Here is a 15,855-nt window from a genome sequence, read left to right as displayed (position 1 = left end):
GGTTTCTGGAACAAATATGCGAAGAACAGCATACTGTTTTTGTACATGGAAGAGGGAAACGTAAAGACCGGAACCAACGGTATCTGGAACTGTTCTGCCGTTTTCTGGAACGTCAGACCATCTACGACTGGCACACAGCCAGCTTTCAGGGAAGGAATAATTATTGTAAGACCGATCCGGATGCTACGTTCATGCATATGAAAGACGATCACATGAGAAATTCCCAGTTGAAACCGGGATATAACGTACAGATTGGTGTAGACAGCGAGTATATTGTTGCAGCGGATATCTTTCAGGACCGGAATGACGTTTGGACGCTGGTGCCATTTCTGGAAACAATGAGTGAAAAGTTAGGGTTTCGTTATCCAAGTGTGACTGCGGATTCCGGTTATGAGAGCGAAGAAGGTTACACATATCTGCGGGAGCAGAAACAAAAACCATATATCAAACCACAAACCTATGAGAAATGGAAAAAACGCAGTTTTAAGCAGGATATCAGCAAACGGGAAAATATGGGATATGATGGAACAACAGACACCTATACATGTCATGCCGGAAAGTCACTAAAGCCATTGTTCATAAAAAAGCAGAAAAGTAAAAGTGGATATGAATCAGAAGTAACGGTTTATGAATGTGAAGACTGTGCAGATTGTCCACATAAAGAAAAATGTACCCGTGCTAAAGGAAACAAGCGCCTGTACATCTCCAAAAGTTTTTTAGAGAAGCGGCAGGAATCATATGAAAATATCCTGAGTGAAAGGGGAATTTTATATCGAATGAACCGCTCTATCCAGGTGGAAGGAGCATTCGGAGTCCTAAAAAATGATTATGAATTCCAAAGATTTCTGCTCCGCGGAAAAACCAAAGTAAAACTGGAGATTCTTCTGCTGTGTATGGGATATAATCTCAATAAACTGCACGCAAAAATACAGAATGAGCGGACAGGAAGCCATCTGTTTCCATTGAAAGAAACTAAACAGATAGTCAAGAACAATATTCGACAGGCTCCCGCTGATCATTGCAATCCGCCCCTAACGCTTTTACAAGTGGGCCCGACAAAAACAAGCCCAGTAAGACAAACAGGACTGCAAAACAAGAAACCATATAAACGGCGTTCGTAAAAATTCGATTGGCGTTTTCGATTTTACCCCGGCTTTTTGCAATTGCATATCTCATTCCGCCGCCCATGCCAATCATCAACCCCGTTCCATTTAGCAGGCAGAATATGGGAAAGGCAAGGTTGAGAGCAGTCGATCCGATGATGCGCTCTTGGCTTTGCGGTCAAAGGGAATGGATGTCTTCCAATTTCTGGTAATTTGCATATCTTTATTACAATCCAACAAAATTTTATTATAATGATTTAACAAGAAAATAAACACTTTAAATTGACAAATTGTAGAGACTGCTATATAATGTCATATAAAGATATATAACATTATAATACATATTGCACAGAACGTGCATACCAAAGGAGAGATTGCATGGTAAAGTTTACTGCAGCAGGGTATGTTTGTATTGATTATTACCCTGAATTTGATAATAGATGCTATGTGACAGGAAATGGTGTCGATGTTCTTTTCAATCTTTTGGATATGCGGCCGGATGTCACATCTTCGATTGTTTCTGCTGTTTCGGATGACCCATATGGAAAGATGTCTGTGGAAGCTTTTCAGAAGAGAGGTATCGATTGTTCTCATTTGGAAATTATTCCTGGCGGCGAGACGCCGAGAGTGCCGCTGCATCTGATCAATAATGATCGAATGCATGGAGAACCGGTCCGGGGAATTATGGGGAACTATGAATTTTCTGATGAAAGCATTGATTTTATTTGCCATCATGACATGATGCACACAGATTTTACAGGGCGACTGATTCCGCGTTTAGAGGAGATCAGAAAGCGGGGCGTGAAAGTTTTTTTTGATCTGAGTAATACCATTGATCATCCGGATATCCGACATGTTTTGAGTAACATTGACTGCGGCCTGGTATCTTTTGGAGATGATCTGGAAAAGGGAAAAGATTTTTTGAAATATGCCCATTCTCTTGGAGCAAAGTTGATGATTGCTACTTTTGGAAAAAATGGTTCTATTGCCTATGATGGTTCTAAATTTTATAAAGGAGACATTGTTCCGGTGGAAAAAGTGGTGAATACGGTAGGTGCAGGGGATTCTTATTTTGCCGGGTTTATTGGAGCGCTTATCGATGAAAAACCAATCATTGATTGTATGTACAGCGGAGCAGCCCGGGCGGCCCGGGTTATTTCAGTATTCGAACCCTATTTGATGAAAGAATAAATGTAAAGGAGTTTATACGTATGGTAATTGATATTCATGCACATCCATTATTGCTTGATGAAATTAATGAAAATCCGGAGGATTTACAATTCCGGAGACAGGAATTTGGCGTATTTAAATCGGGAATTAATCCGGTAGATTTTGAATTGGTGTTGTTGGAGGATGCCAAAATTGATAAGGTTGTATTCTTGCCGGAGGACTATTCTACAGAGGTTGGTCGTGCCATCGTGAGCAATGACGAAATGGCCAGAATTGTTGCCAGAAGCCCGGAACATTTTATCGGATTTGCAGGAATCGATCCAAGACGTGAAGATGCGGAGACAGAGCTGATCCGGGCTTTTGACGAATTGAAACTGGCCGGTTTAAAGCTGAATCTTTCCCGTTTACATATGTATCCGGATGATGCGTGCCTGGCGCCGCTTTATAAAATATGTCAGGACAAGAACAAACCTGTCATGTTCCATGCGGGCTATAGTTGGGAACCAAACACACCGGCGAAGTATTCCGAGCCTATCCGGTTTGAGGATGTTGCAGTGGAATATCCGGATCTGAGGTTCTGCCTGGCCCATATGGGATGGCCATGGTGGCAGGAGACAATCATGATGTTGATGAAATATCCGAATGTGTATGCGGATACATCGATGGTCTATATGGATTCTCCAAGAAACTATTATGAGCATCTGTTCTCGGTCAATATGAATCTGAACTGGCTGCAGAATTGCTTCCAGGACAAGGTAATGTTCGGATCGAACAACCCAAGATTTCGTCATGTGAGAAGTCTGGACGGCATTAAGAATCTTCCACTCCGTGAAGACGTTATGGATGCTGTGTTAGGTGGAAATGCAATGCGTTTTTTAGGAATGGAGGATTAATATGGTTAAGCTGGTAGAAAATCAGGTTATTTCTCATAAAGAATTTGAGATGATCAAAATTACGGATGAAGTTCGGAAGGCCGTGGAGGAAAGCGGCATCAAAAATGGTCTGGTCGCTGTGATCACAAAGCACACGACCACAGGTATCATGGTAAATGAAGCGCTTCCGTGTGTGGAAAAAGATATTGAGATGCAGCTGGACCGTTTGGTTCCGAATGATTATCCCTATGTACATACACACATGCTTCCGACCTATGGAACATGTTCAGGAAATGCACCGGGACATTTAAAGTCCATGTTGGCGGGAAATCATTGTCTGTTTCCGGTGATCGATGGAAAGATGATGACTGGCAGCGAACAGAATATATATTTTGTCGAGCTGGATGGATTACAGATACGGAAATATTTCATCGAGGTCATTGGTGAGTAAAAGGTCGTCATGTATGGGATAGGGGGCAGTAATAATGTTCGGTTTAAATTTTAGTTTTTTAAGTAAATACTGGTTTTATTATGCGGACGGCCTGATGGTAACGTTGGAGCTGGCATTCTGGACATTGATTCTGGCCACGGCAGTAGGTGTGGCGATGGGAATGATCCGAGTGCAAAATTATAAGATCATCAGCCCGATCATCGACGGCTGGATTAATTTCATCCGTGGAGTTCCGGTCATGGTACAGATATTTATTGTTTATTATGGCATTGCGACTTCCCTGCCTCAGTTCTGGGCGGCAGTCGTGTCATTGACAGTAAATAGTTCTGTGTATATCGCTGAACATACGAGAGCCGGTATGCAGGCAGTTAATAAGGGACAGATGGAGGCCGCCCGCTGCATCGGAATGTCAAAACTTCAGGCGAATTGGTTTATCATTATCCCACAGGCAATAAAAAATATTTTACCATCATTATGTAATGAGTTCATCTTGCTGATCAAGGAAACTTCAATCGTGTCCGTTATTGCACTTCACGAATTGACATATACATCGAATTCGGTCAGAGCAAACACATTTTTAGCATTTGAACCATTGATCGTTACGGCAGTCATCTATTTTGTTATCACATATATGTTGAAAAAACTGATCGGTATTCTGGAAAGGAGGCTGCATGCACATGACTGATGGGAAAGAAGTGATCATACAGGTAAAACAATTAAAGAAAAATTTCGGAAGCCTGGAAGTTTTAAAAGGCGTGGATATGGAGATTGACCGGGGAGAAGTTGTTGTTGTCATTGGTCCGTCTGGTTCTGGAAAATCCACATTTTTACGATGTTTAAACCTTCTGGAAATTCCTACAGATGGCGATATTCTGTTTCATGGACAATCCATTTTAAGAAAAGAAATGAAAATCGATAAATATCGTGAAAAATTCGGTATGGTATTTCAGCTCTTTAACCTGTTCGAGAATCTGAGTGTTTTAGATAATGTGACTGTTGGACCGAGAAGAGTAAAAAAGATACCGAAGGAACAGGCTGAAAAACAGGCTATGGAGCTGTTGCGGCAGGTCGGACTGGAAGATAAGGCGGGGGCCTATCCATCCCAGTTATCCGGCGGGCAAAAACAGCGTGTGGCCATTGCCAGAACTTTAGCCATGGACCCGGAAGTTATTTTGTTTGATGAGGCAACTTCTGCGTTGGATCCGGAAATGGTCGGTGAAGTCCTTCAGATCATGCGTCAGTTGGCACAGCAGGGCATGACGATGGTGGTCGTGACCCATGAGATGGGATTTGCCCGTGAGGTTGGTGACAGAGTGGTCTTTATGGATGGCGGCTATATCGTTGAACAGGGAAGACCAAAAGATGTCATTGCGAATCCTCAGCATCAGAGAACGAAAGATTTCCTCAGCAAGATGCTGTGATCGGTATTATGAATATGTAACAGTAAGTCCATGACTTATATAATAAAAAGAAAAGGAGAGAGACTATGAAAAAAATGAAAAAAATTGCTGCTTTGTTTTTGGCTGGTGCTATGGTAATGTCTATGGCCGCCTGTTCTGGTAAATCAGACAATAAAACAACGACTGCAGCAGCAGATGAAACAACGGAGACAATTGCAGAATCCACAGCGGAAACTAAGGCCGACGCAGAAATGGGACCGATTTTTGCCGATTTGGTTGAAAATGGCGTGTTAAAAGTAGGCATTATTGGCAATGACCCGACATTCTGCTTCCACACAGTACAGGACGGCAAAGATGCTCTTGTTGGTTTTGAAGTCGCAGGTATGTATGAGATGGCCGAACGTCTCAGCGAATATCTGGATCGTGAAATCACAGTAGAATTCTATGAAAGTGATTTTACCGGATGTATGTCTGCATTACAGGCAAATCAGGTACATTTTGTAACACGTCTGAGTCCTACGGATGAACGTAAGCAGTCATGGTTGTTTACAGACGTATATCACAAATCCAATGAATGTTATGTGGCTTTAAAGGATAATGTGGATAATGAAAAGTTCACAGGTACTCTGGAAGGCGTTACAGTATGTGGACAGATGGGTTCTATCGATATTACGATGACGCAGCATTTGTATCCGGATGCAGAGATTCAGGAATTAGGTATGGTTTCAGATCTTCTGCTTTCGGTAAAGAACAAAAAATCAGATCTGGCCTGCATGAATGCGGTATCTGCCGCAATGTCCATAGCTGCCAACCCGGATCTGGCCGTTGTTGACAGCCTGACATGGGAACCTACAGATGAGTTTGATAAAGGCTGTGGCCTTTGCATGGCCTATGGCAATGAGGATTTTGCAGACTGGGCCAGCGGATTTTTTGCTGATATTACAGAAGAAGGCCTGTGGGCTCAGATGCAGTCCGATGCAGCAGCCCAGCTTGATGAAACAGCTCTTGAGGACTTTATTGTAGAGTAATAAAAGTTCCAGTGGATGAATGAATCTGGTGGATTTAGGACGCATAAAATGATATAATATCGTTATATGCGTCCTGTTTTTTATCGATGCTAAGAATGGGGAGTAAATAGAATATAAGGATGGATGAACATGAACAAGAATTCGATAGTCCCAATGTACCAGCAACTGGCAGATGAGATTAAAGGGCAGATACTGAGCGGAGAATTGCAGGATTCGGATAAGCTCATGACAGAAGCCGAGTTGGGAGAGGTATATCATGTAAGTCGCATTACCGTGAGAAAAGCTATTAACGTTCTGGCGGAGAATGGTTACGTGACCAAGAAGCAGGGAATCGGAACTTTTGTAACAACAAATAAGCTGAATCGTGTAATAAAGAATAAAGTACTCAGTTTTACTGAGATGTGTGAAGCAGAAGGGAAAAAAGCATCGGCGGAAATTCTTTCTGTGGAGTGGGAAAAGCCCAGTGCCAAGGTGATGAGAAAACTGAGACTGCAGAAAGACGAAAAAGTTCTTCGGCTTGTGAGACTCCGGAAAAATGACGGGACTGTTGTGATGCTGGAAGACACGTGTCTGGCAGCCAGATATGGTTATGTTTCAGAAGGAAATCTGAATGGGTCCATATATGAAATCATACGCAGTCATGGAACGGAGATTGTTCATGCGACCAAAGAAATAGGCATATGTTATGCTACGGAGCAGGAAGCAAAACTTTTGGGGGTAGAACCGAAACAGCCGCTTCTGCTTCATTATGATGTTGCTATGGATGAAAAGGGTGAAGAGATTTTATGCAGTAAACTGTTGATCAATGCGGAACGCTATACGATGACGATCATAATGTAAAAAAACGGCCTGCCGGTCGGAGATATTTCTTTTGAGATACTCTCAGGGCAGACCGTTTTTAAGTTAAAGAAGAGAAATTTCCGATCAATATTCGAGTTTCCACATATATCTTCTCATTGTAAGCGGATGATTTCTTTCCAAAGAGAGCTGTTCAGCATACATACGAAGAACACCACACAGCAGGATCGGATTGAAATATTCCACAACGGAAGACCGAATTACGGAAGAAAGACCAAAATCTTTGGCGTCAACAACCGTCAATTTTGTATCAAATCTTTGCAGGAAGGTCATCGCTCTTGCATCCATCGGACGTGTAGGTCCATCGTTCATTAATAACAGATACGGAACATCTTTTTCAACCATTTCAAATGGACCATGAAAGAATTCGCCACAGTTAAAGGAACTGGAAGCTACCCACTGCATTTCCATCATTAAGAACATGGAAAAAGAGTAAGCGACCATAGCCGTTGCGCCGGAACTCATCACATATAACATAGGCATATCCTTGTAGGCTTTGCCGAAGGCCTGGGCCCGAGGCATTAAGGTTTTAACAGAATCATTGATCAGATCATAGATTTTGGAGAAGCCGTCCTGCATATCTTCGTAATGAGCGTAACCTTCGTATGTATTCAGAATTTCACAGGACAGAGCAAGGACATTCGTCATTTTTTCCATTTTTGCTGCATAGTCTTTTGCAAAACCATGAATGATCTGATATTTTCCGGCAGCAGCTAAAGGGGAATTTTCATCAATGGTTACAGAAATGACTTCTGCACCGAGTTCTGTTGCCTTTTGGGCAGCAGCGACGGTTTCCGGAGTGCCGCCACTTAAAGAGCAGGCAACAACAATGGAATCCGGTCCTACACCTGCCGGAGTGGAATAATAAAACTCATTGGCAGTGTGGAGACTGGCGCGCAGTTTTTTTGCATTGGCATCAAGAAAATATTTTCCCGGATATAAATCTGCCTGGGATGCACCGCAGCCAACAAAATAAACAGAAGCGATTTCAGGTTTGTCTGTTTTGATTGCAGAAACAATTTCTTTTACGTTCATGGGAATCCTCCTTATGAAAACAGGTTATTATTTATTATATAACATTATATAACATTATATTAAAAGAGTCAATTTATTTTAAAAGCTTTTGGGGAATTTTAACTTGTCGACGAATACCTCATTCTGTGCTATGATAATGAATGGATTATGATAGAGACAGAAAGGGGCATTTCCTATGGGAGAAACCTCAGAAAAAAAACATATATGTATAGGCATTCTGGCCCATGTGGATGCGGGAAAAACAACACTGGCCGAAGGGATTCTTTATCGAAGCGGCAGTATACGGAAACTCGGTCGGGTGGACCACGGGGATGCTTTTCTGGATACTTATGCTCTGGAGCGGAGCCGGGGGATTACGATTTTTTCCAAGCAGGCGGAATTAGCCCTGGATAAGTTGTCGATAACTTTGCTGGACACACCGGGACATGTGGATTTTTCAGCGGAGATGGAGCGGACGCTCCAGGTGATGGATTACGGAATTCTTGTTATCAGCGGAGCCGATGGCATACAGGGCCATGTACTTACGTTATGGCGATTATTAAAGCGGCATCGGATTCCGGTGTTTCTTTTTATAAATAAAATGGACCAGGAAGGAACGGACAGGCAGAGGCTTTTGGCAGAACTCAATGACCGGCTGTCAGAAAGATGTGTGGATTTTAGTGAGAGTCAGGATTCAGGTATCTTTATGGAAAATCTGGCTATGTGTGATGAGAACCTGTTGGATAGTTTTCTGGAATTGGGATATATTGAAGCGGAAAAAATTATCTCAGCAATTTCAGACAGAAAGGTATTCCCGTGTTATTTTGGTTCAGCCTTAAAAATGCAGGGCGTTGATGCATTATTGGGCGGAATAGAGAAATATGCTCAGATGCCGTCTTACAGGGAAGAGTTTGGCGCCCGGATCTATAAAATTTCCAGGGATGCCCATGGCAGCCGACTGACTCATATGAAAATTACAGGGGGAGCGCTGAAAGTAAAAATGCCATTGGAAAATGGCGAAAAGGTGGATCAGATACGTATTTATTCCGGTGCGGGATTTGAGACGGTGGATGAAGTTGGCGCCGGAAGGATTTGTGCAGTAACCGGCCTTTCAAAAACCAGGACAGGTCAGGGCCTTGGATTTGAAGGTCGGGGAGCTGCGCCGGTTCTGGAACCAGTGCTGACATATCAGATTAAATTGCCCGAGGGGACCAATGTCCATGATATGTTTTTGAAGTTGAAACAGCTTGAGGAGGAAGAGCCTCAGCTTCAGATTGTGTGGAATGAAGAGCTTGGCGAAATCCATGCGAAGGTCATGGGGGAAATTCAGATAGAGATTTTAAAAAGTCTGATTGCCGAACGCTTTCAGGTGGATGTGGATTTTGGCACAGGCAATATTGTTTATAAGGAAACGATAGAAACAATGGCCGAAGGTGTCGGCCATTATGAGCCGCTGCGCCATTATGCGGAGGTACATTTGCTTCTGGAACCGGGAAAACCGGGAAGTGGTCTGGTGTTTGAAAGCCGGTGTAGTGAGGATGATCTTGACCGGAACTGGCAGCGCCTGATTCTGACCCATCTGGCTGAAAAAATTCATCGGGGCGTCCTGATCGGAGCAGAAATTACGGATATGAAGATTTCGCTGGTCAGCGGCCGGGCCCATACAAAGCATACAGAGGGCGGAGATTTTCGACAGGCAACTTACCGGGCGGTGCGCCATGGTCTGAAGCGGGCACGATCAGTTTTGCTGGAGCCAATCTACGAGTATTGTCTGGAAATTCCATCAGATAAAGTGGGACGGGCTATGGCAGATATACAGAAAATGCAGGGAACATTTTCTGCGCCGAAAACAGAGGGGAATATGACAGTGATCACCGGGACAGCTCCGGTGGTAAATATGCGGGAATATACTTCGGAAGTCATTGCTTATACAAAAGGAATGGGGAAACTTACCTGTACGCCGGGGGGCTATGCGCCGTGCCATAATGCGGAAGAAGTGATTGAGGCAGCGGGATACGATTCAGAGACCGATTTGGACAATCCGACCGGCTCCATATTTTGCTCCCATGGTGCAGGGGTTAATGTGCCCTGGAATGAAGTAACAGATTACATGCACCTGGAGAGTTTTCTAAAAGCCTCTGTGGAAACGTGGACAGAAGAAAATGTTGGGGATAAAGAGCGAGAGTCTTCCGGCGGCGGAGTGATGCGCTCCGGTTTGGCCGAGGATAAAGAGCTTGAGCAGATTTTTGAACGGACCTATGGACCGGTGAAGCGAAAAGAATGGCGGAGGACAGAGACTTGCGGGGGGATTGAACGGAAACCGGAAAAAAAGCCGGAGGAAAACTACCTGCTGGTTGACGGTTATAATATTATTTTTTCCTGGGATGAGTTGAGAGATCTGTCTGAGGTCAATATTACCAGTGCCCGTAATGCACTGATGGATATTCTGTGTAATTATCAGGGCTTTAGGAAGGATACATTGATTCTTGTCTTTGATGCCTATAAAGTAGAAGGCAATCCGGGACAGGTGTTTAAGTATCACAACATTTATGTGGTCTATACGAAAGAGGCGGAGACGGCAGATCAATATATCGAGAAAACGGTTCACCGGATGAACCGGAAATATCAGGTTACCGTGGCAACTTCCGATGCTCTGGAACAGGTTATTATTCTTGGACAGGGAGCTCAGCGGCTGTCAGCTCAGGGGCTTAAAGACGAAGTTGAACAGACCGGCCGGGAGATTCGTCAGATTCTTGATGAACGTCGGGAAAATGACAGAAATTATCTGTTAAATGCCCTGCCAGAGGACATGGTCGATTTGGTTGAAGATATCCGGCTTGGTAAGAAACAGTTTAAATAGACAGAAAAAATGCGGCCTGTACAGCCGCGTTTTTTATACATACTTCCGGATAAAGAACACAATAAGAACCTGGAGAATAAAAATTAATGGAATGCCGATCACAAAACGAAGATGTCTGGTTTTGTGATGGAAGACATACATGCCGGCTTCGGCCCCAACGCTGCCGCCGATGAGGGCAAGGAGAAATAATGTGGATTCGGCAATGCGCCATCGGTTTTTGATGGCCCGGCGTTTATCGATACCAAAAATAAAAAAGGCGGCCAAATTGATAATAACAAGATAAATGATTAAAATAGTAGTTAAATTCATAAAACACACCTGACTTTCTTAGACTATCATAACAGACAATGAAGCATTTGAACAGATTTAACGGAGGTTACTTATGGAGAAGAAAATAATATTTTTAGATATTGATGGAACTCTTATGGATTTTGAGGGACAGCTTCCCGAGTCAGCGAAAAGGGCACTTTGTCAGGCAAAGGCAGAGGGACATCGCCTGGTCCTCTGTACCGGACGTGTGAAAGCCCAGATTTATCCGGAGCTTTTAAAGATGAATTTTGATGGAATCATTGCATCGGCAGGAGCTTATATAGAATGTGACGGACAGGAGATTTACCGGCATGTGGTTGAAAAAGATAAGCTTACACGACTTATTGAATATTTTGAAAACACTCGGACGACCTATATGCTTCAGGCCAAGGAGGGGGTGTTCATGACAGAAAGAAGTCGGACAGCCATGGCCGGTCATTTTATTCATATGGGAATGACAGAGGAAAAGATGGAAAAAGTTATGGTAGCGGATGTGTTTTTGAGGGAAAAGCTTTGCGACTGCGATGGTGTGGAGAAGATGGCCTATTATGATGCGCCCGTATCCATGGCAAAGATTCAGGAAGCCTTGGGAGACTATTTTAGAGTTGAAGGTGCCAGCTATAAGAGCGGCGAGGGAAGTAACGGCGAGATTACCTGTGCCGGAGAGAACAAAGCAACGGGAATTCGACGGTATGTGGCTCATATCGGCGGAGACATGAAAGATACGATCAGCATAGGCGACGGACCAAATGACATGGAGATGCTGGCCGAGACAGCGGTGTCCATCGCCATGGGAAATGCGGATTCCGGCTTAAAAACTATGGCGGATTTTGTGACCGATGATGTGGATCAGGATGGATTATGGAAGGCCTTCAAGTGGATAAGAGAGGTGCCCACATCGAAGGCCCAGTTTATGTAGAGTCAGAACTTTTTAAAGAATCAGTTCCACAAGGAAAACGGCGACACAGGCGGCCGCAGATACTTTAATGAGACTGCCGCCCTTCCAGGCCACGAGGATGGCAATGGCAAAGCCGGCCAAAGCCGACCAGAGATTTTGAGTGGCCGACAGGATAGCCGGGAAAGTCATTACAGACAGGGTAACATAAGGAACATAGTATAAAAAAGACCGGATAAAGGTATTTTTAATCTCTTTTCGGATAAAGGTAAGCGGCAGAAGACGAATGAGGTAGGTGACCCCGGCCATCACGAATATGTAGATGTATATATTATGTGACATTGGTAAAAATCCTCCTTAATTTATTGCGCGTCATTGGTACGGACGGGAAAGAGGGCGGCTGCGCCGCCGGCAATGAGCAGAGTCAGCAGAATGATTCGAAAACCGGAAGAAATCTGATTCAGTAAAGGCAGCCAGGTAAATATGAGGCTGGCAGCCATAGAAACGAGAACCACTCCGGCGATAATCCGGCTGCTTTTGGATGGCGGTACGATAACGGCGATGAACATGCCGTAAAGGGCCACGCCCAGAGCGCTTAATACCCGGCCCGGCAAGATGCTGCCGGAGATGACCCCGAGAAATGTGCCAAAGGCCCATCCGGGAGATGCGACAGCGATGACGCCATAGCTGTAAAAGGGATGAAGTTTTCCTTCTTTACAACTGCATACGCCGAAAATCTCGTCCGTATTTCCATAGGCGATGAAAAAACGATGGAAAAAAGGGGTGCGTTGGTCCAGTTTCTGGGACAGGGCGCAGGACATAAGACAGTAACGCAGATTGATGATCAACTGAGTGAAGGCCATCTCTATGTAGCTGGCCGAGGCAGTAATGATGCCAAGACCGGCAAACTGGCCCGCGGAGGTCAGATTTGTCAGTGACAGAAGGACGGCCTGAAAGGCTGTCAGACCTGCATTTTTTGCCATAATTCCAAAAGTAAACGAGACGGCCATATACCCGAGGGCGATGGGAATGCCGTCTGTCATTCCCTGCCGAAAGGCTGTTTTATGATTCATAACAATCCTCCCAAATCTGATGTATTCTTAGAAAATTTTCTTTTTAAATAGCAGAATCTATTGTAACACGAACAAATGTGGATGTAAAATACTATCATTTTTAATCGCTCTATTTTTTCTTTGCATTTTCCAAGGTTGTGGTTATAATAGAATAAGATAAAACAGAGTTCGACAGAAGGGAGTATGTCCGGATGATAAAAATATACAGAACAGACAACCGATCAATACATGAAGAAGATAAAATTCAGGAGGGGGTCTGGATACAGATGATTCATCCAACCCGGGAAGAAGCCATGCAGGTTGCTGAAGAACTGGATATTGATATTGATGATATTATGGCAGCATTGGATGAAGAAGAAAGTTCTCGTATTGAATTGGAACCGGGATACACTTTGATTCTTGTCGATATACCGACCGTGGAAGTCCGCCATGATAAACGGGCATATACGACCATTCCTCTCGGTATTATTTTACTGCAGAATATGATTATTACCGTATGTACGGAGGATACACCAATTCTGCATCGATTTGTAAAGGGAAGAGTAAAGGAATTCAGCACAAAAAAGAAAATGCGTTTTGTTTATCAGATTCTTTTTCGTGCAGCTTCTTTATACCAGGCCTATCTGAGAGTTCTGGATAAACGCCGGATAGAGATTGAAGAACGTATTGAAGGCGATACGGAAGATGTGGATTTGATGGCACTGCACGAATTGGAGTCTACGCTGGTTTATTTTGCCACGTCACTCCGGGCGAATGGAGTAGTGCTTGACCGACTGACCCGGTACAAGCGGCTGGAACAGTATCCGGAGGACCAGGAGCTTCTGGATGATGTTATCATTGAGAATAAGCAGGCGATCGAGATGACATCTATCTACAGAGATATCATTAACAGTACGCGTGAGCTGCTTTCATCTGTGATCGACAGTCGGCTGAATAACGTCATGAAATATCTGACATCCATAACGATCGTTATGGCGATTCCGACGGTGATCTCCGGTTTATATGGTATGAATGTAAATGCGGGAGGCATGCCCTTTGCCAGTACACTTCATGGCTTTGGCATCATCTGCATTATCACACTGCTGATCTGCATATTGGCCCTTTGGCTGCTTCGCAAGAAGAAAATGTTATAGATGAGACGATTTGGGAGAGAAAAGAGGTATTTACTGTGAGCAAAAAGAATGGCTTGATTAAAATGACTTTTTTGGCAATGATGGTTGCCATTGGCGTCGTTATTTCTCCGATTCTGAGAGTAGAAGGAATGTGTCCGATGGCCCATTTGATCAATATTGTCTGTGCGGTCATGATGGGACCCTGGTATTCACTGCTGTGCGCCGCATTGATCGGCATTATCCGTATGATGTTTATGGGGATACCGCCGCTGGCTTTGACCGGTGCGGTGTTTGGTGCTTTTTTATCCGGCGTTTTATATCGCCTGTCCGGTGGACGGATGATTTTTGCCGTTGTGGGTGAGGTGATAGGAACGGGGATCATCGGTGCCATGGTATCTTATCCAGTCATGACATTTATCGTTGGAAGAGAGGGTCTGTCTTTGATGTTTTATGTACCGTCTTTTATCTGCGGTACATTAATTGGAGGAAGTGTGGCCTTTATCTTCCTGAAATATTTAAACAAAGGTAAAATGTTGACAAAGATGCAGCAGATGCTTGGATCTTCTGTGCAGGAGAAGCCGTCTGATTTACGGATGGATGCAGCCGGTATAGGCTTCCTTGGAATTATCGTTTATCTGGCCGTGCTGGTCGTTTCAAAAAATATTTTTCACCTGGACGGGATGATAGCAAAGGCCATTCCCGCCGCAGCGTTGATTCTTGTGGAAGTGATAGCGATTGTTTATTATGTCACCCAGTCGAGTAAGGAGCGGGAGCAAACTAATGTTTAAAGATCAAATGTTGGAAGAAATTTATCAGATTCGGTCAGCGGTGCAGGTAAAGGCGCCGCTGATTCATTGTATTACGAATCCGATTTCAATTCATGATTGCGCCAATGTGGTTTTGGCAGTTGGAGGACGACCGATGATGGCGGAACATCCGGCGGAGGTTGAGGAGATTACAGTGACAGCCGGAGCATTGGCTTTGAATCTGGGCAATATTACCGATGCCAGAAAAGCTTCGATTTTAATTGCCGGAAAGGCGGCGATGCGTCGTGGGATTCCTGTAATTCTGGATATGGTCGGTATCGGCTGCAGCCATTTTCGGAAAGAAATCACGGAAGCATTCCTGAAGCAGCGCACATCGGGAGCGCCGCTTATCTTAAAAGGCAATATGTCTGAGTTAAAAGCTCTGGCTGGTGGCGGATGCATCGTCAGCGGCGTAGATGTGGACCCGAAGGATGTGCTTTCTGAGACGAATCGGGAGGAAACAATACAACTGGCAAAGACTGTGGCAAATACATGGAGTGCCGTTGTCCTTGCATCGGGAAAAACGGATTTGGTGACCGATGGCAAGGAGGTATGTTTGATTGATAATGGCTGTGAAATGATGGGGCGGATTACCGGTACGGGCTGTATGCTGAACGTGCTGACGGCGGCTTATATGTCGGTCGGAAAGCCGATGGCGGCGGCTGTGGCGGCCTGTGTGGTTTTAGGAATCAGCGGCGAGATGGCCGCCGGGCAGAGTCGGGGAACAGGAAGTTTTCAGATAGCCTTTCAGGACGCCCTTTCCTGTATACAGGATGAGGATATTCAAAATTACATGCGGATTTCTTTTTTGGAAGCGGGGGAATAGCAGATTATGGATGCGGAACAGAAGTTTAATAAAATGGAGGCCAAAACAGACTGAAAAAACGGGAGGGCGCATATATTG

16 protein-coding genes and 1 pseudogene are annotated in these 15,855 nt (G+C 44.3%); 13 read left to right on the top strand and 4 right to left on the bottom strand.

The window, feature by feature from the left end; genetic code table 11:
- The 8 genes and pseudogenes from EV212_RS11935 to EV212_RS11900 all read left to right on the top strand — a co-directional run.
- A pseudogene (locus tag EV212_RS11935) lies at positions 1 to 974 on the top strand (transposase); the annotation flags it as partial.
- A gap of 507 nt (positions 975 to 1,481) precedes the next feature.
- Entirely contained in the window at positions 1,482 to 2,294 is an 813-nt protein-coding gene (locus EV212_RS11930) for a PfkB family carbohydrate kinase (RefSeq protein WP_132093710.1), read from the top strand.
- Positions 2,295 to 2,314: 20 nt separating this feature from the next.
- Positions 2,315 to 3,166 carry an amidohydrolase family protein gene (locus EV212_RS11925; protein WP_132093707.1) on the top strand — a complete coding sequence of 284 codons (852 nt, stop codon included), beginning with the start codon at positions 2,315 to 2,317 and terminating at the stop codon, positions 3,164 to 3,166.
- A gap of 1 nt (position 3,167) precedes the next feature.
- Positions 3,168 to 3,596 (top strand): secondary thiamine-phosphate synthase enzyme YjbQ, encoded by a 429-nt coding sequence (locus EV212_RS11920; protein ID WP_132093704.1) that lies wholly within the window; start codon positions 3,168 to 3,170, stop codon positions 3,594 to 3,596.
- 34 nt (positions 3,597 to 3,630) lie between these two features.
- On the top strand, positions 3,631 to 4,281 hold the full coding sequence (locus EV212_RS11915) for an amino acid ABC transporter permease (protein ID WP_132093701.1): 651 nt from the start codon (positions 3,631 to 3,633) through the stop codon (positions 4,279 to 4,281).
- The gene (locus tag EV212_RS11910; protein WP_306812232.1) at positions 4,274 to 5,017 is read left to right on the top strand and encodes an amino acid ABC transporter ATP-binding protein; all 744 of its coding nucleotides are present in this window, start codon (positions 4,274 to 4,276) and stop codon (positions 5,015 to 5,017) included. Before EV212_RS11915 ends, EV212_RS11910 begins: the two co-directional genes overlap by 8 nt.
- 65 nt (positions 5,018 to 5,082) lie before the next feature.
- Positions 5,083 to 6,024: a transporter substrate-binding domain-containing protein gene (locus EV212_RS11905; protein ID WP_132093698.1), complete on the top strand. Its 942-nt coding sequence runs from the start codon at positions 5,083 to 5,085 to the stop codon at positions 6,022 to 6,024.
- 129 nt (positions 6,025 to 6,153) lie between these two features.
- Positions 6,154 to 6,864 (top strand): GntR family transcriptional regulator, encoded by a 711-nt coding sequence (locus EV212_RS11900; RefSeq protein ID WP_165873370.1) that lies wholly within the window; start codon positions 6,154 to 6,156, stop codon positions 6,862 to 6,864.
- A gap of 84 nt (positions 6,865 to 6,948) precedes the next feature.
- Here EV212_RS11900 and EV212_RS11895 read toward each other — a convergent pair whose 3' ends face one another.
- The gene (locus EV212_RS11895; RefSeq protein WP_132093692.1) at positions 6,949 to 7,917 is read right to left on the bottom strand and encodes an SIS domain-containing protein; all 969 of its coding nucleotides are present in this window, start codon (positions 7,915 to 7,917) and stop codon (positions 6,949 to 6,951) included.
- 175 nt (positions 7,918 to 8,092) lie between these two features.
- Between EV212_RS11895 and EV212_RS11890 the strand changes: the two genes are divergently transcribed.
- A complete protein-coding gene (locus EV212_RS11890; RefSeq protein ID WP_132093687.1) occupies positions 8,093 to 10,756 on the top strand; it encodes a translation factor GTPase family protein in 2,664 nt (887 codons plus the stop codon).
- Between the two features lie 33 nt (positions 10,757 to 10,789).
- On the opposite strand, the gene EV212_RS11885 is transcribed toward EV212_RS11890, so the two are convergent.
- Positions 10,790 to 11,065, bottom strand: a complete 276-nt coding sequence (locus EV212_RS11885; RefSeq protein ID WP_132093673.1) for a DUF1294 domain-containing protein — start codon at positions 11,063 to 11,065, stop codon at positions 10,790 to 10,792.
- 73 nt (positions 11,066 to 11,138) lie between these two features.
- Here EV212_RS11885 and EV212_RS11880 point away from each other — a divergent pair, with 73 nt between their 5' ends.
- The gene (locus tag EV212_RS11880; protein ID WP_132093670.1) at positions 11,139 to 11,984 is read left to right on the top strand and encodes an HAD family hydrolase; all 846 of its coding nucleotides are present in this window, start codon (positions 11,139 to 11,141) and stop codon (positions 11,982 to 11,984) included.
- Between the two features lie 12 nt (positions 11,985 to 11,996).
- On the opposite strand, the gene EV212_RS11875 is transcribed toward EV212_RS11880, so the two are convergent.
- Positions 11,997 to 12,302: an AzlD domain-containing protein gene (locus tag EV212_RS11875; RefSeq protein ID WP_132093667.1), complete on the bottom strand. Its 306-nt coding sequence runs from the start codon at positions 12,300 to 12,302 to the stop codon at positions 11,997 to 11,999.
- A gap of 20 nt (positions 12,303 to 12,322) precedes the next feature.
- Positions 12,323 to 13,033, bottom strand: coding sequence for an AzlC family ABC transporter permease (locus EV212_RS11870; protein WP_132093664.1), 711 nt, complete (start codon positions 13,031 to 13,033; stop codon positions 12,323 to 12,325).
- A gap of 191 nt (positions 13,034 to 13,224) precedes the next feature.
- Here EV212_RS11870 and EV212_RS11865 point away from each other — a divergent pair, with 191 nt between their 5' ends.
- Genes EV212_RS11865 through thiM form a run of 3 tightly spaced genes read left to right on the top strand, consistent with a single transcriptional unit; the run spans position 13,225 to position 15,777 of the window.
- The gene (locus EV212_RS11865; protein ID WP_132093661.1) at positions 13,225 to 14,166 is read left to right on the top strand and encodes a magnesium transporter CorA family protein; all 942 of its coding nucleotides are present in this window, start codon (positions 13,225 to 13,227) and stop codon (positions 14,164 to 14,166) included.
- Positions 14,167 to 14,201: 35 nt separating this feature from the next.
- The gene (thiW, locus tag EV212_RS11860) at positions 14,202 to 14,933 is read left to right on the top strand and encodes an energy coupling factor transporter S component ThiW (protein ID WP_132093658.1); all 732 of its coding nucleotides are present in this window, start codon (positions 14,202 to 14,204) and stop codon (positions 14,931 to 14,933) included.
- Complete coding sequence (gene thiM / locus EV212_RS11855) at positions 14,926 to 15,777, top strand: hydroxyethylthiazole kinase (protein WP_243115553.1); 852 nt, start codon at positions 14,926 to 14,928, stop codon at positions 15,775 to 15,777. Before thiW ends, thiM begins: the two co-directional genes overlap by 8 nt.
- The last annotated feature ends 78 nt before the right edge of the window (positions 15,778 to 15,855 follow it).

It is taken from the genome of Frisingicoccus caecimuris (assembly GCF_004340975.1).
Classification (GTDB): domain Bacteria; phylum Bacillota; class Clostridia; order Lachnospirales; family Lachnospiraceae; genus Frisingicoccus; species Frisingicoccus caecimuris.
This window is presented reverse-complemented; position numbering and strand designations above follow the sequence as displayed.

What these genes read in the sequence shown, in the direction of transcription:
- EV212_RS11930 (WP_132093710.1), top strand. Translation starts at nt 1,482, where the DNA reads ATGGTAAAGTTTACTGCAGCAGGGTATGTTTGTATTGATTATTACCCT.
- EV212_RS11925 (WP_132093707.1), top strand. Translation starts at nt 2,315, where the DNA reads ATGGTAATTGATATTCATGCACATCCATTATTGCTTGATGAAATTAAT.
- EV212_RS11920 (WP_132093704.1), top strand. Translation starts at nt 3,168, where the DNA reads ATGGTTAAGCTGGTAGAAAATCAGGTTATTTCTCATAAAGAATTTGAG.
- EV212_RS11915 (WP_132093701.1), top strand. Translation starts at nt 3,631, where the DNA reads ATGTTCGGTTTAAATTTTAGTTTTTTAAGTAAATACTGGTTTTATTAT.
- EV212_RS11910 (WP_306812232.1), top strand. Translation starts at nt 4,274, where the DNA reads ATGACTGATGGGAAAGAAGTGATCATACAGGTAAAACAATTAAAGAAA.
- EV212_RS11905 (WP_132093698.1), top strand. Translation starts at nt 5,083, where the DNA reads ATGAAAAAAATGAAAAAAATTGCTGCTTTGTTTTTGGCTGGTGCTATG.
- EV212_RS11900 (WP_165873370.1), top strand. Translation starts at nt 6,154, where the DNA reads ATGAACAAGAATTCGATAGTCCCAATGTACCAGCAACTGGCAGATGAG.
- EV212_RS11895 (WP_132093692.1), bottom strand. Translation starts at nt 7,917, where the DNA reads ATGAACGTAAAAGAAATTGTTTCTGCAATCAAAACAGACAAACCTGAA.
- EV212_RS11890 (WP_132093687.1), top strand. Translation starts at nt 8,093, where the DNA reads ATGGGAGAAACCTCAGAAAAAAAACATATATGTATAGGCATTCTGGCC.
- EV212_RS11885 (WP_132093673.1), bottom strand. Translation starts at nt 11,065, where the DNA reads ATGAATTTAACTACTATTTTAATCATTTATCTTGTTATTATCAATTTG.
- EV212_RS11880 (WP_132093670.1), top strand. Translation starts at nt 11,139, where the DNA reads ATGGAGAAGAAAATAATATTTTTAGATATTGATGGAACTCTTATGGAT.
- EV212_RS11875 (WP_132093667.1), bottom strand. Translation starts at nt 12,302, where the DNA reads ATGTCACATAATATATACATCTACATATTCGTGATGGCCGGGGTCACC.
- EV212_RS11870 (WP_132093664.1), bottom strand. Translation starts at nt 13,033, where the DNA reads ATGAATCATAAAACAGCCTTTCGGCAGGGAATGACAGACGGCATTCCC.
- EV212_RS11865 (WP_132093661.1), top strand. Translation starts at nt 13,225, where the DNA reads ATGATAAAAATATACAGAACAGACAACCGATCAATACATGAAGAAGAT.
- thiM (WP_243115553.1), top strand. Translation starts at nt 14,926, where the DNA reads ATGTTTAAAGATCAAATGTTGGAAGAAATTTATCAGATTCGGTCAGCG.